This is a genomic window from Xanthomonas vasicola (assembly GCF_000772705.2).
GTDB lineage: Bacteria > Pseudomonadota > Gammaproteobacteria > Xanthomonadales > Xanthomonadaceae > Xanthomonas > Xanthomonas vasicola.
The window spans coordinates 42,075-55,651 of sequence record NZ_JSBW02000096.1 but is presented as its reverse complement, the minus strand read 5'-3'; the positions used below and the strand labels follow the sequence as shown (position 1 = coordinate 55,651).

Genomic DNA, 13,577 nt, shown 5'->3' with positions numbered 1-13,577 from the left:
TGCGCGCCACAAGATCAGATGACTTGCAGGTCATCCGCACCCGCCCGACCACTGCTCACGATGCGCTGCGCATCGCGCTTAGCGGATTGCCTGCGATGCGCTGCTGCGCCGCTTAGCTGGTGGCCGTCGCCTGCGCCGACCACCGCGTCTTCGCCAGCAACTCATCATTCCAATCGAAGACCAACGCACCTTCCTTGATCAACAAGGTGGCGAATGCGTACACGTTACGCGCGAACATCTCGCTGGCATGCACGGCGCCCTGGCTGGCCAGATTGAGCGGGCCCGCGATGACTACGCCTTCAAAATCATAGGTCTCGCCCGGGCGGGTGGCCGCACAGTTCCCACCGGTTTCCGCCGCAAGATCCACAATCACGCTGCCGGCGCGCATGCCGCGCGCCATCTCGATGGTCACGATCTTTGGCGCTGGTCGGCCTGGAAGCGCGGCGGTACATACCACTACATCCATGCCTTTGAGATGCTCAGCCAGACGGCGTTGCTGTTCGGCGCGTTCGTCATCGGTGAGCTGGCGCGCGTAACCGCCTTCGCCGGCCGCGCTCACGCCCAGGTCCAGAAACCGCGCGCCCAGCGAGGCGATCTGCTCACGCGTTTCTGGCCGCACATCGAAGCCTTCCACCTGTGCACCAAGTCGTTTTGCGGTAGCAATCGCCTGCAGGCCGGCCACACCTGCGCCGATCACCAGCACCTTGCACGGGCGCATGGTGCCAGCCGCAGTCGTCAGCATCGGGAAAAAGCGCGGCGCCAGTTGCGCGGCAATCAGCACGGCTTTGTAGCCGGCCATGCCAGCCTGCGAACTCAGCACGTCCATCGATTGCGCACGCGTGGTGCGCGGCAGGCGCTCCAGTGGAAATGCGATCAACTCGCGCGCGGCAAAGGCCTGCGCACGCGCCGGATCCGCGTCCGGCGCCAGCATGCCAATCATCACCGCCTGTGGCTTGCACTGAAGCAATATTTCAGTGGAGGGCGCCTGCACGCACAGCACCACATCGGCCTGCGCCACGGCATCGACGCCGGCAGGCTGCGCACCTGCTTGCAGATATGCCGCATCGTCCATGCTGCTGGCACGGCCGGCATCCGGTTCGATCCATACGCCGGCACCAAGCGCGACCAGTTTCTTGACCGTTTCCGGCGTCGCGGCAACGCGGCGTTCGCCATCGGCCCATTCTTTCAGCACCAGCACCTGCACAGCCATGCGTTGCTCCGGTCTTGCGCCCAGTCGCGGCGATGCTAGCAGAGCGCAGCGCCTACGCCGTTGCCAGTGACCACGCTTTCCGGCGCAACACGTGCTTGCCAACCGCAATGCGCAGCGTTCCGGCTGCACATGCGGGTTAGTCGCTCAATGCACCGTGTTGTTGTGCAGCGGGTCCAGCCGGTCGATCACGCCCTGCATCGCGCTGTCGAAGGCGCCGTCGTTGATGTGCTCGCGCAGCCGGCCCAGGCGCACCATCACTGCCAGCTCTTCCGGCGAAGCGACGCAGAAACGCACGCCGCGCCGATTGACGAACAGCAGACGCTGCGAGATCGGGCTCACCCACGACAGCTTGCCCGCCTGCACCTTGCCGTCCTTGTCGACGAAATCCAGCCAGGTGCCGATATCCATCGCACGGAAACGTTCGGAATCGGCGCTGCCGATGCTCTGCGCCACCGCTTCGGCGCCGAGCAACACGCTGACGCTTTCGGCAGCCGGCGGCGGCAGATTGACCTGCGGCAGTTCCGGCAGGGCTTTTTCCAGTTCCGGGCGCGCTTCGGCAATCGCCTGCAAGGTGTCGTGCAGCGCGGTGATGGCCACCACCACCGCATCGCCGTGCAGACCCACGCTGGCGAACACGCGGTGCAATGCCGGCTGCCAGACCTGCAGCCACGGCTTGCCGACGATATGCCGGCGCGCTTCAGCCAGTTCTTCCAGCACGCCATCGGCCACTGCCAGCGCCTCGATGGTGCCCGCACCTTCATCGCCGTCGCGCAGGATCGCCATGGTCAGATGGTGCAGCCACGGCTGGCGCAGGAAATCTTCCACGGCCTTGGGAAGGCCGGCATCTTCGGGCACGCGCTGCTCCAGCTCCGACAGCGCGCGGCTGCGGGCCAGTTCCAGCTTTTCCTGGCCACGTTGGGTTTCGGTGGCGCGACGTTCGGCAATTTCCACACGACGCCGGTGCTGTGACAGGAAGTCGCGGAATTCTTCTTCCAGCGTGAGGAAGATCGCGAGGTTCTCGTTGAACTCGGCGACCAGGCGGTCAACGATTTCTTCGACCTTGCCCATCAGCACGCGCTCGGCAGCGCTGTCGCCGTTGTTGCCTTCGCAGGCTTCCGCCAACGAGTTGAGCAGACGCCGTGCGGGGTGGGTCTTTTGCACGAACATCTTGCGGTCCAGCAGCGCGACCTTGACGAACGGCACCACCAGGCGGCCGATCATTTCGCGCGAACGATTTTCCAGATCGCGCTCGTCCAGCATCACGTCGAACAGCATGCCGACCAGGTCGATGGCATCTTCGTCCATCGGATCGAGTTTTGCCGTGGCCGGGTCCACGCCCAGCCGCGTGGCGCTGGACAGCACCTCGTTCTTCAACCGCTGCGCCAGCGATTCGTCGTCATCGCCGATGGCCGCCTGCAGCGTCGCGCTGGGCGTGGCCTGCAGCAGCGACAGCACCGACATCATTTCGCGCTGGCTCAACGGGCGCTGCTGGCCTACCGCGACCGTGGCAGCAGAAGCGGCGGTGTCGCGCACGCTGCGGGTTTGCTGCAGCAACTCGTGCAACGCTTCCAGCAGCATGCCCTGGCTACCGCCCGGATGATCGGCCTCGCCGTCCATGTCGCCCGCACTGCCGCCATCGGCATGGCCGCGCTGCGTTGCGGCCTGCATACGGCCGCGGCTATGCGCCCAGCGGTCAAGAAACCGGTTGGCCCAGGCCGGTGCGTACTGATCGCCCTGGTCGTCGCCGCCCATCTCAGCATGACCTCCCTGGGCCTGGGCCTGCGCGCGCTCTTCCGGCGTCTCGCCACGTGGCTGCATGCGTGGCGCACGCTTGGCATGCGAAATCTCCGGCATCACGCCGGCCTTGGCCAGGGTCTCGTCCAGGCGCACATACAACTTGCCGATCGGCTCGGCCAGATCGCGCTCGCACAGCTTGATCAGCACCAGCCGCACTTCCGGCGCCAGGTCGCAGGTGGCGAAGGCTTCGTGAATCGCCACGCCCAGATGTTCCGGGCCAATCGGATTGGTGTCGGCCATTAATTCCAGCCCACCGGCGATCCAGCCCAGGCGGCGGTCGACCCGCGCCAGCACCTGCTTGAAATCGCGCAACAGCACGGTAGCCAGATTGCGCACTGCTAGCCGCGATTCCAACACGTGCTCGGGCACCAGACTCAGCGGGCCGGTTCCCATGTCGCCGGCCAGCACCACTTCGGCCGACAACGGCGTGCCCAGCACCAGCGCCTGCCAGCCGTCTTCGAGCTGTTGGCGAAATTGGTTGGCAACTTCCTCGCGCTTGCGGCGCAATTCGCGCATGCCATCGAGAAACAGCAGCTGCGACGCGCCAGCAGATTCGGCACGGTCGAACAGCACATCGTCAAAATGCGCGACTGCAGCAGCAAAAACCTGCGCAAGCGCGGGCACGAACACGTCATGCGCCTTTTCGAGCAAGCGTTGGTCACGGCCCGGGTGTCCCGACGGACTGGGCTGAAAAGTCATGCGCAAAGGCTCCCCGCCTCTGCAGGCGTGAAAATTTTCAAACGAGTAAAAATAGATGCGGCCCCAGATTCCGCCTTCGCATGGTAGGCGGTTAGTTCGCTTATTGAGTGTGACTTATATCTCACTTTACTCGTGACCGCCCTGGGTTTGCGTGTCAGGCAGCCATCCTAGCGCGCTGTGCTGCGGTGCAGCTTGCCCGTGAGCATGATCCGCCTGCGCGGGTTAAGCCTTCCGCGTGGCGAGCTCCTCCGGAACATCCGCACACGTCGCATTACGCCATCGCCACGGACTGTTCGGACCGTGATGCGGCAAGCGTTAGGAAGGGGGCCGTCTATACTTCAATGCCTCGTTGCCCCGACCCGGATTTATGCACCCGCCATATTCACTCCAGGCGCTGGACGCGCGCCGTTCGGTTCCCTCCAAACAACTCGGTGCGCCCGGGCCGGATGAAGACAGCCTGCTGCGCATGCTCACCTCGGCAGTGCGCGTGCCCGACCACGGCAAACTGGTGCCGTTCCGCTTTTTGCGCATCAGTGGCGACGCGCGCGACGCGCTGGGCGATTTCCTCGCCGAGCGCACTCTGGCCGCCGACCCGCTGGCCTCGCCGGCCGCCATTGCCAAGGAACGGGGGCGCTTCGCCGACGCGCCGGTGGTGATCGTGGTGATTGCCTCGCTGCGCCCGGAACACAAGGTGCCCGTGCAGGAGCAACTGCTCACCGCCGGCTGCGTCTGTTTCGCGCTGCTGCAGGCGGCGCAGGCGCATGGCTTCGGCGCGCAGTGGTTGAGCGCGTGGATGGCCTACGACCCGGCGGTCACCGGCTATCTGGGGCTGGAAGACAACGAACGCATCGTCGGCTTCATCCATATCGGTACGCCACGCATGCAGGTACCCGAACGCGAGCGCCCGGACCCACGTGCGTTGCTGCGCGATTGGACACCGTGACCACACCGACCATTCCGCTCGACTCTGCACCCCCGGCGACCCCACGTCCAACTCCGCTGTATCTGGTGGATGCCAGCCTGTACGTGTTCCGTGCCTGGCATTCCATCCCGGACGAATTCCAGGATGCACAAGGCTGGCCGACCAATGCAGTACATGGGTTTGCGCGTTTTCTGCTGGACTTGCTCGAACGCGAAGACCCGCAGCACATCACCATCGCCTTCGACGAAGCGCTGGACAGCTGCTTTCGGCACGCGATCTACCCGGCCTACAAAGGCAACCGCACGCCTGCGCCGGATGCGTTGCGCCGCCAGTTCGCGCACTGCAAGGCGCTGTGCGCAGCGCTGGGGCTGAGCGTGCTGGCCCACCGCGATTACGAGGCCGACGACCTGATCGGCAGCGCACTGCACAGCGTGCGCGCGCATGGCGTGCGTGGGGTGATCGTATCGGCCGACAAGGACTTGTCGCAGCTATTGCTTGAGCACGACGAACAGTGGGATTACGCGCGCAACAAGCGCTGGGACATGCACGGGGTGAAGGCGCGCCATGGCGTGCATGCACACCAGATCGCCGACTACCTGGCGTTGTGCGGCGATGCCATCGACAACATCCCAGGCGTCACCGGCATCGGAGCCAAATCAGCGGCGGTGCTGCTGGCGCATTTCGGTAGCCTGAATGCGCTGCTGGAGCGCATCGACGAGATCCCCTTCCTGCGCCTGCGCGGCGCTGCGCAAATGGCAGTGCGGCTGCGCGAGCAACGCGAACACGCACTGCTGTGGCGGCAGCTCACCACCATTGCGCTCGATGCGCCGCTGGCGCTCACCGACACCGGCTTCACACGTGCGCACGCCGATGCAGACATGCTGACCGGCCTGTGCGAGAGCTTGCGCTTCGGCCCGCTCACCCGGCGCCGTCTGCTGGCTGCAAGCACCGGCGCGCACGCACCGTCCCTTCCCGCTTCCCTTGCACAAGGTCCGCACCCATGAACCGACACGACACACCGGCCACCGTGGTTTACGAAGGCAAGTATCAGCGCATGGTCGTGCGTGGCACCTGGGAGTATTCCGAGCGCGTGCATGCCGGCGGCCTGGCCGCGATCATCGTGGCAGTGACGCCGGAAGATGCGATGTTGTTCGTCGAACAGTTCCGCGTGCCGCTGCAGGCGCGCACCATCGAAATGCCGGCTGGGCTGGTGGGCGATGTACATGCCGATGAGTCAATCGAACTGTCGGCCATTCGCGAACTGGAAGAAGAAACCGGCTGGACTGCCGAACACGCCGAAGTGCTGATGATTGGCCCCACCTCGGCCGGTGCCAGCAGCGAGAAGATCGCCTTCGTGCGTGCTACCGGTCTGCGCAAGGTCGGCGAAGGCGGTGGCGATGCCAGCGAAGACATCACCGTGCACGAAATCCCACTTACGCAGGTCGGTGCCTGGCTGGTGCAGAAGATGGCCGAGGGCTATCAGATGGATCCCAAGCTGTGGGCAGGCCTGTATCTGGTCGATCACGCACTGGATGGCACCCCGCGTGATTGAAGCTGCAATCCAACCGTTGCTCAGCGCCGATGATCCGGTGCCCTTCACCGTGCACAACGCGCAGGCCGCATCACCGTGGTTGTTGATCGCCGACCATGCAGGTCAACGCGTGCCGGCGCGGCTGGCCAAGCTGGGCCTACCGCAGCATGAACTTGATCGCCATATCGGCTGGGATATCGGCATCGCTGACGTCACCCGTTTGTTGGCCGATGCGCTGGATGCCTTCGCCATCGCACAGACCTATTCGCGCCTAGTGATCGATTGCAACCGCCCGCACGAAGCACCCAGCCTGATGCCGACTGTGAGTGATGGCACATCGATTCCAGGCAACCAGCAGCTGACAGCCAGCGGCCGCCAGCAGCGCATCGATGCAATTTTCGCGCCGTATCACGCACGTATCGCTGCCGAACTGGATGCACGTGCACAGCGTAATCAGCCGACACTATTGGTGTCGATGCACAGCTTTACACCGGTCATGGCCGGCAATGCGCGCCCGTGGCACGCCGGCGTGCTGTATCACCGCGACACGCGGCTGGCACATTGCCTATTGCAGGCGTTGCGTGACGAACCCGACCTGGTGGTGGGCGACAACCAGCCTTATGCAGTCAGCGACGCCACCGATTATGCGATCCCGGTGTACGGGGAAGGCCGCGGCCTGCTGCATGTGGAACTGGAAATTCGCCAGGACCTGATTGCCGATGCGGCCGGACAACAGGCGTGGGCAGCGCGCTTGGCGCGCATCCTGCCGCCGCTGGCGGATGCACTGCTGGTGCATTGAATGGCGGCGATTGGCGGCGGCATCGCCAGCGCGTTGCACATCAGCAGTCTGTAGGAGCGCGCTTGCGCGCGATGAAGCGTTGCCGGTAATGCCGCATCGCGCGCAAGCGCGCTTCTACACGTCATGTGTATGTCATCGCGCCTGAGCGCGTCCCGCAGAGTGATCATGCACATCGACCAAAGCGAACTCTGGTCGATGTCAAAGCAATCACTTACGCAAACCCGTCGGTTGCACGCACCAGCGCATCCACATTCTCCGGTTCGAACGCCGAATGCCCGGACGCCGGGCTGATCTGCAACTGCGCCTTCGGCCACACCTTGTGCAGGTCCCAGGCGCTTTGCAGCGGGCAGACCACATCGTAGCGGCCGTGCACGATCACACCGGGAATGTCGGCGATGCGATGCGCGTCGCGCAGCAACTGATCTTCGACCTCGAAAAAACCACCGTTGACGAAGTAATGATTTTCGATGCGTGCGAACGCCAGGGCGAAATGCGCGTCCTCGTGCCCGGTGACAAAATCCTCGTCCACATGCAGAAAGCTGGTGGCGCCTTCCCACACGCTCCAGGCCTTGGCTGCCGCCAGACGGGTAGCTTCGTCATCGCTGGTGAGGCGGCGATGGAATGCGGACATCAGATCGGCACGTTCCACCGGCGGAATCGCGTTGATGTAGTGCTCCCACGCATCCGGAAAGAGACGGCTGGCGCCTTGCTGATAGAACCATTCCAGCTCGAAGCGCCGCAGCAGAAAAATGCCGCGCAGCACCAGCTCGGCAACCTGTTGCGGATGAGTCTGCGCGTAAGCCAGTGCGAGCGTGGAGCCCCAACTGCCGCCGAACACCTGCCAACGGTCGATGCCCAAATGCGTGCGTAGCCGTTCGATATCAGCCACCAGATCCCAGGTGGTGTTGTCGACCAGATCGGCATGCGGCGTGGAGCGGCCGGAACCGCGCTGATCGAACAATACGATGCGGTACTTGGCCGGGTCGTGGAAACGCCGCATCTTGTCGTTGCAGCCGCCGCCCGGGCCGCCATGCAACATCACCACCGGCTTGCCTTGCGGATTACCGCATTGCTCAAAATACAGCGTGTGGCGGTCGTCGACCTTCAGGCTGCCCTGTTCGTAGGGCGTGATCTCGGGATAGAGGGTGCGCATGGTGGCTCCGACTCAAAGACCTGGATTTTACCCAGGTTAGAGCACGCCGACCTGCTTGCGCAGGTTGCAATTACTTGCGGCGTCCGCGGCGCCGAAATGGCTAGACCATTGCCGGCGCGCCTCGGGCGCCGGCGCCATCCTGCTGGCGTTGCTGTGCATCCATCGCCACCTGCTGCTCACGTTGCTGATTGAGCGCCTGCGCTTGCTGCAACGTGGCATGCATCGGTGCTGGCTGCTGCGATAGATCCGTGGCGGCGCGAAAACCCTGGGTGGTGCCGGCCACTCACATGGTGTCGCCGACCATTGCCACGCGGTCAATCTTGCCGGCATCGGTGATGCCATTGCGTTTGGCGTCGAGCATTGCCTGCGCAACATGCGCGTCGCCTACGTTGGTGCGTCCTGACGGATGCGCGCAAACATGGCCTGATCTGACGCCGACAGCGCGGCGATGCCTTGTCCATGGGCTTGAGGCGCGCGATGCGCATCGGACAAAACCGTGGTCGCTCAGCCGCATCGCGAGCAATGCGTTGGGCGGCGCCGACCCGGCCGGCGCATCCAGATACCGGCCGGCACGCAGGCTATGGATATCCTCTTTGCTAGCCAGCGACACCACCTCGCCCAAGTGTGGGCTAGCCGCGCTCACCACGTCGCCGGCCATGCGGTAATTGGTGAGTTGGAAGCCCGGCCGCGGCTGGCCGTCAATCAGCTCGACCGCACCGAAAGCGTTGTACGTAGCACCGCGCAGGCTGTACTTGGCGGCCTCTATTTCCGCGACTGCGCCGCCCAGCGAGTGGCCGGTAGCGAATACCTGGCTCTTTGGAATACCCTGTGCGCCGCCTTGGCGATCATCTCCGCGGTGAATGCATCGGCTGCGGGCTTTTGCGTATTGAGCGTGTCGCGCACCATCTTGGCGTCGACTGCAATGTCCTGCAGCGTAGTAAGCGCATGGCCCGCTCTTTCTGACTTGGTTTCGCCAGAAAATAAACCTGGGTCGGTACCGCGGTAAGCAATTACAACCTCACCCGTTGCTACATTCTGATATGCGGTTGCGTGAAACCCACCCGCAGCATTATTCGCATAACCAAACAGCTGGTATTTCCAACCATCCAAGGAAACGTACTTATTATTTTTTTTTCGACATCACTTTGCAACCGATTAGCATATGAGTCATTGGCGGCATCGGCGAGGACCTGATCGTTTACTTTCATGGCTTAGCTTCCTTGATAGCGATGGTTACTGGAAAGAAATCATCCGGGCTGCTTTCGTACTCTGGTCGAAGAGGAGAATAACTAGGTGCTCCATCGCGAGAAAAAGCCCGGCCTCCGTACACATTCTTCTTGAAGTAACTGGTCTCAGGACTGCCACGTAGAAGCTCGTCTAGCAACCCGTCCCATGCAAACCTCACACCTTGCGCTATCGCGCTAACGCCCACGCTCGTTACATCCCAGTGGCACACGCTGTTCGCCAATTAAGGGAATCATCGGCACGCATTCAGTATTAATGACGTCATACCCGATATATGCACCTTCGAAAGAATCCCACGGCCCAGGAGCGTGAGACGTAGCGATGACCTCGTAGCGCTTCGCCGGATGCGGATTGAGGTGACCGGTTGCGCCATCGTTGCCGACATCGATACCTTTCGAACAGCCGGCGGTGGTCGCAGCAGCCAGGGGCATGATGGCAGCAGCGGCCAAATGGTGCAGTTTCATTCGATCGTCCTCAGGGGGATAAGCCGCAAGTGGTGCGGCAGGGCGTATGAGTGGGAATGGTGAACGAGCGGCCGCGGATGGGCACCACGGGACATCCATGTGCGGCACTGTTACGGGCGAGCTGTAGGCCAGCGCCGCAGACTTAGAGCGGCTGACAAAACGTAGCGAGCAGCTGTCAGGTGGGCGCGGACGGCGCACTCAGAACCGCAGCGTACGAGTGGTAGATGCCGATTCCGAGCACCGGCCACGCCCGTCTGGCGGCTGCGCAGTCCTTTTGCTAGCTGCTCTTAGGCCCGCGGTTTGCGCCCTAGTGTGACCCGGTCACGCGCCTCAAGGTCTCGATAGGTCGCTACCGTGTCGAAACCGGCTGCGGCGAGCAATGCCCGCACCACAGCCCCCTGGTCCCACCCATGTTCCAGCAGCAGCCAGCCGCCAGGCAGCAGATGCGCAGGCGCGTCGGCCACGATCAGGCGGATATCGTCCAGCCCGTCGCTGCCAGAAGCCAGCGCGCTGGCCGGTTCGTAACGCAGATCGCCCTGCTGCAGATGCGGGTCGTGCGCGGCGATATACGGCGGGTTGCTGGCGATCAGGTCGAAGGCCTCGCCAGCCAATGGCCAGAACCAGTGACCTAGGCGGAAATCGACATTGCGCAAGTCGTGCTTGTGGGCATTACGCCGGGCCATCGCCAACGCCGCTGCGCTGGCATCGGTGGCGATCACCTGCGCCTGCGGACGTTCGCTGGAGATGGCCAGCGCAATCGCGCCGCTGCCGGTGCCCAGATCGGCGGCTCGACGGCCGGGGCGAGTGTCGAAGCGCTCCAGTGCCAGCTCTACCAGCAGCTCGGTGTCAGCACGCGGGATCAGCGTGGCCGGCGAGACGGCCAGGTCCAGCGTCCAGAATCCGCGCGAGCCAGTCAGGTAGGCGACCGGCTCGCCCGCCTCGCGGCGCTGCACCGACGCCTCGAAAGCCTGCGCGACCGATAGAGGCACCGCATCGCGCCCGTGCATGAACAACCAGGCGCGATCACGCCCGAGCGCATGCAGCAGCAGCGCTTCGGCATCGCAGCGTTCAATCCGCTCAGCGGCGCGTCGCAGCACCTGATCGGCGGGAATGGCAGCGAAATCGTCGGACATACGGGCTGTTCACTTATGCGCAACATCGGCTGGCCATTATCGACGATGGCGTACGCCACGGTTGCGCTAGATGCCGTCTGAAAAGTTGATAGTCCAATCCTATCTATACAATTCCATTAATCGATTTGAGGAATCTATCGTTCCTCCCTACTATGGCCACTGTTCCATCACCCGCCCCCTTCATCGCTCGAGGAAACTCAATGTCTCTTATCAACACTCAGGTCCAGCCGTTCAAGGCGAATGCGTACCACAACGGCAACTTCATCGAAGTCACCGAGGCCAGCCTGAAGGGCAAGTGGTCCGTGCTGATCTTCATGCCGGCCGCGTTCACCTTTAACTGCCCGACCGAAGTGGAAGACGCCGCCGACAACTATGCTGCCTTCCAGAAGGCTGGCGCTGAGGTATACATCGTCACTACCGACACGCACTTCTCGCACAAGGTGTGGCACGAAACCTCACCGGCCGTGGGCAAGGCGAAGTTCCCGTTGATCGGCGACCCGACCCACAAGCTGACCCGCGCCTTTGGCGTGCACATTGAAGAAGAAGGTCTGGCGCTGCGCGGTACCTTCATCATCAATCCGGAAGGCGTGATCAAGACCCTGGAAATCCACGACAACTCCATCGCCCGCGACGTCACCGAGACGCTGCGCAAGCTGACCGCGGCACAGTTCGTGGCCAACAATCCTGGCCAGGTCTGCCCGGCCAAGTGGAAGGAAGGCGCCAAGACCCTGGCTCCGTCGCTGGACCTGGTCGGCAAGATCTAAGCCGGCTGTCACCTCCGACCTGTCGTCAGGTCGGAGCATCTCCGGCCCCGTACGGGCCGGGGGTGAACCGGAGCCGGTGCCGGGCTGCACGCCAGCCATCGCCAGCACGCATCCCGACCTTGCGCCGGCTGCGGTTCACTCCCTTCCTTCCCGGCGACTTGCCCCACGGCAGCGACGCCACGCTCCCCCCTTGCCCATTCCCAGGAGTTCTCCATGTTGGATGCCAATCTCAAGACCCAGCTGACCGCCTACCTGGAACGGGTAACGCGGCCGATTCAAATCAACGCCTCGATCGACGAAAGCCCCGGCTCGCGCGAAATGCTCGACCTGCTGGAAGAGCTGGTGCTGCTGTCGGATAAGATCAGCCTGGACATCCATCGCGACGACGACCAGCGCAAGCCGTCGTTCGCGCTGACCACACCGGGCCAGGACATCTCGCTGCGCTTTGCCGGGCTGCCGATGGGCCACGAGTTCACCTCGCTGGTGCTGGCGCTGCTACAGGTGGGCGGCCACCCGTCCAAGGCCGCTGCCGAGCTGATCGAGCAGGTGCAGCACCTGGATGGCGACTACCAGTTCGAAACCTATTTCTCGCTGTCGTGCCAGAATTGCCCGGACGTGGTGCAGGCGCTGAACCTGGCTGCCGTGCTCAACCCGCGCATCAAGCACGTGGCCATCGACGGTGCCTGGTTCCAGGACGAAGTGGAAACCCGCCAGATCATGTCGGTGCCCACCGTGTACTTGAATGGTGAGCTGTTCGACCAAGGCCGCATGACGCTGGAGCAGATCGTCGCCAAGCTCGACACCAACGCCGCCAAGCGCGACGCTGCGAAGATTGCCGCGAAAGAGGCGTTCGACGTGCTGGTGGTGGGCGGTGGCCCGGCCGGTTCTGCAGCGGCGGTGTACGCCGCACGCAAAGGCATCCGCACTGGTGTGGCCGCCGAACGTTTTGGTGGGCAGGTACTGGACACCATGTCGATCGAAAACTTCATCTCCGTGCCGGAAACCGAAGGCCCGAAGATGGCCGCCGCGCTCGAGCAGCACGTGCGCCAGTACGACGTGGACATCATGAATCTGCAGCGCGCCGAGCAGCTGATTCCGGCCGGTGCCGATGGTCTGATCGAGATCAAGCTGGCCAATGGCGCTTCGCTCAAGAGCAAGACCGTGATCCTCTCCACCGGTGCGCGCTGGAGGCAGATGAATGTACCCGGCGAAGATCAGTACAAGAACAAGGGCGTGGCGTATTGCCCGCATTGCGACGGCCCACTGTTCAAGGGCAAGCGTGTGGCGGTGATTGGCGGCGGCAACTCCGGCGTGGAAGCGGCGATCGACCTGGCCGGCATCGTGGCGCATGTCACGCTGGTGGAATTCGACGACAAGCTGCGCGCCGACGAGGTGCTGCAACGCAAGCTGCGCAGCCTGCACAACGTGCGCATCATCACCAGCGCGCAGACCACCGAAGTGCTCGGTGACGGGCAGAAGGTGACCGGCCTGGTCTACAAGGACCGCACCGGCGGCGATATCCAGCACATCGATCTGGAAGGTGTATTCGTGCAGATCGGCCTGCTGCCCAACACCGAGTTCCTGCGTGGCACGGTGGCGTTGTCGCCGCGCGGCGAGATCATCGTCGATGACCGTGGCCAGACCGATGTGCCGGGCGTGTTCGCCGCCGGCGATGCCACCACGGTGCCGTACAAGCAGATCGTGATCGCGATGGGTGAAGGTTCCAAAGCGGCCCTCAGCGCATTCGATCACCTGATCCGCTCCAGCGCACCGGCCAGCGCCGACAGCGTGGCGCAGGCCGCATAAGCGAACACGCCTGCTTAGCGTCCGGCCAACCCGGGCGCTAAGCTTGCAGCACGC

Annotated in this window: 14 protein-coding genes and 1 other RNA gene; 6 read left to right on the top strand and 9 right to left on the bottom strand. The window is 63.6% G+C overall.

The annotated features are described in order from the left end of the window. Positions 1 to 112 precede the first annotated feature (112 nt). On the bottom strand, positions 113 to 1,210 hold the full coding sequence (locus NX05_RS20455) for an NAD(P) transhydrogenase subunit alpha (protein WP_039435884.1): 1,098 nt from the start codon (positions 1,208 to 1,210) through the stop codon (positions 113 to 115). Positions 1,211 to 1,354: 144 nt separating this feature from the next. Further along, positions 1,355 to 3,706 carry a DUF1631 domain-containing protein gene (locus NX05_RS20450; RefSeq protein WP_039435881.1) on the bottom strand — a complete coding sequence of 784 codons (2,352 nt, stop codon included), beginning with the start codon at positions 3,704 to 3,706 and terminating at the stop codon, positions 1,355 to 1,357. Between the two features lie 367 nt (positions 3,707 to 4,073). On the opposite strand from NX05_RS20450, the gene NX05_RS20445 reads away from it, so the two are divergent. From NX05_RS20445 to NX05_RS20430, 4 genes are read left to right on the top strand one after another with little or no spacing between them, the layout of a single operon-like run. Next, a complete protein-coding gene (locus NX05_RS20445) occupies positions 4,074 to 4,649 on the top strand; it encodes a nitroreductase family protein (RefSeq protein WP_010367372.1) in 576 nt (191 codons plus the stop codon). Next, positions 4,646 to 5,632, top strand: coding sequence for a 5'-3' exonuclease (locus NX05_RS20440; protein ID WP_039435966.1), 987 nt, complete (start codon positions 4,646 to 4,648; stop codon positions 5,630 to 5,632). The genes NX05_RS20445 and NX05_RS20440 overlap by 4 nt, the downstream gene beginning before the upstream one ends. Further along, a complete protein-coding gene (locus tag NX05_RS20435) occupies positions 5,629 to 6,180 on the top strand; it encodes an NUDIX hydrolase (RefSeq protein ID WP_039435879.1) in 552 nt (183 codons plus the stop codon). The genes NX05_RS20440 and NX05_RS20435 overlap by 4 nt, the downstream gene beginning before the upstream one ends. Then, positions 6,161 to 6,958 carry an N-formylglutamate amidohydrolase gene (locus tag NX05_RS20430; protein WP_039435875.1) on the top strand — a complete coding sequence of 266 codons (798 nt, stop codon included), beginning with the start codon at positions 6,161 to 6,163 and terminating at the stop codon, positions 6,956 to 6,958. Before NX05_RS20435 ends, NX05_RS20430 begins: the two co-directional genes overlap by 20 nt. A 211-nt stretch (positions 6,959 to 7,169) precedes the next feature. Here NX05_RS20430 and pip read toward each other — a convergent pair whose 3' ends face one another. The 7 genes from pip to prmC all read right to left on the bottom strand — a co-directional run bounded on the left by pip (position 7,170) and on the right by prmC (position 10,953). After that, positions 7,170 to 8,111, bottom strand: a complete 942-nt coding sequence (gene pip / locus NX05_RS20425) for a prolyl aminopeptidase (protein ID WP_039435872.1) — start codon at positions 8,109 to 8,111, stop codon at positions 7,170 to 7,172. 100 nt (positions 8,112 to 8,211) lie between these two features. Further along, positions 8,212 to 8,394, bottom strand: coding sequence for a hypothetical protein (locus NX05_RS20420; RefSeq protein ID WP_230596050.1), 183 nt, complete (start codon positions 8,392 to 8,394; stop codon positions 8,212 to 8,214). Further along, on the bottom strand, positions 8,395 to 8,769 hold the full coding sequence (locus tag NX05_RS25125) for a hypothetical protein (RefSeq protein ID WP_230597887.1): 375 nt from the start codon (positions 8,767 to 8,769) through the stop codon (positions 8,395 to 8,397). Between the two features lie 104 nt (positions 8,770 to 8,873). Continuing rightward, positions 8,874 to 9,221: a hypothetical protein gene (locus tag NX05_RS25120; RefSeq protein WP_039435869.1), complete on the bottom strand. Its 348-nt coding sequence runs from the start codon at positions 9,219 to 9,221 to the stop codon at positions 8,874 to 8,876. A 311-nt stretch (positions 9,222 to 9,532) separates the two neighbouring features. Continuing rightward, complete coding sequence (locus tag NX05_RS25115; RefSeq protein WP_155282154.1) at positions 9,533 to 9,820, bottom strand: hypothetical protein; 288 nt, start codon at positions 9,818 to 9,820, stop codon at positions 9,533 to 9,535. Positions 9,821 to 9,969: 149 nt separating this feature from the next. Then, positions 9,970 to 10,046: non-coding RNA, sX9 sRNA (locus NX05_RS23355), on the bottom strand. Positions 10,047 to 10,107: 61 nt separating this feature from the next. Next, a complete protein-coding gene (gene prmC / locus NX05_RS20400) occupies positions 10,108 to 10,953 on the bottom strand; it encodes a peptide chain release factor N(5)-glutamine methyltransferase (protein ID WP_039435866.1) in 846 nt (281 codons plus the stop codon). Between the two features lie 200 nt (positions 10,954 to 11,153). Between prmC and ahpC the strand changes: the two genes are divergently transcribed. Together ahpC and ahpF are read left to right on the top strand one after the other, a co-directional pair. Further along, positions 11,154 to 11,717 carry an alkyl hydroperoxide reductase subunit C gene (gene ahpC, locus NX05_RS20395; protein ID WP_010367393.1) on the top strand — a complete coding sequence of 188 codons (564 nt, stop codon included), beginning with the start codon at positions 11,154 to 11,156 and terminating at the stop codon, positions 11,715 to 11,717. 213 nt (positions 11,718 to 11,930) lie between these two features. Further along, positions 11,931 to 13,523 (top strand): alkyl hydroperoxide reductase subunit F, encoded by a 1,593-nt coding sequence (gene ahpF / locus NX05_RS20390; protein WP_039435863.1) that lies wholly within the window; start codon positions 11,931 to 11,933, stop codon positions 13,521 to 13,523. Positions 13,524 to 13,577: the final 54 nt, after the last annotated feature.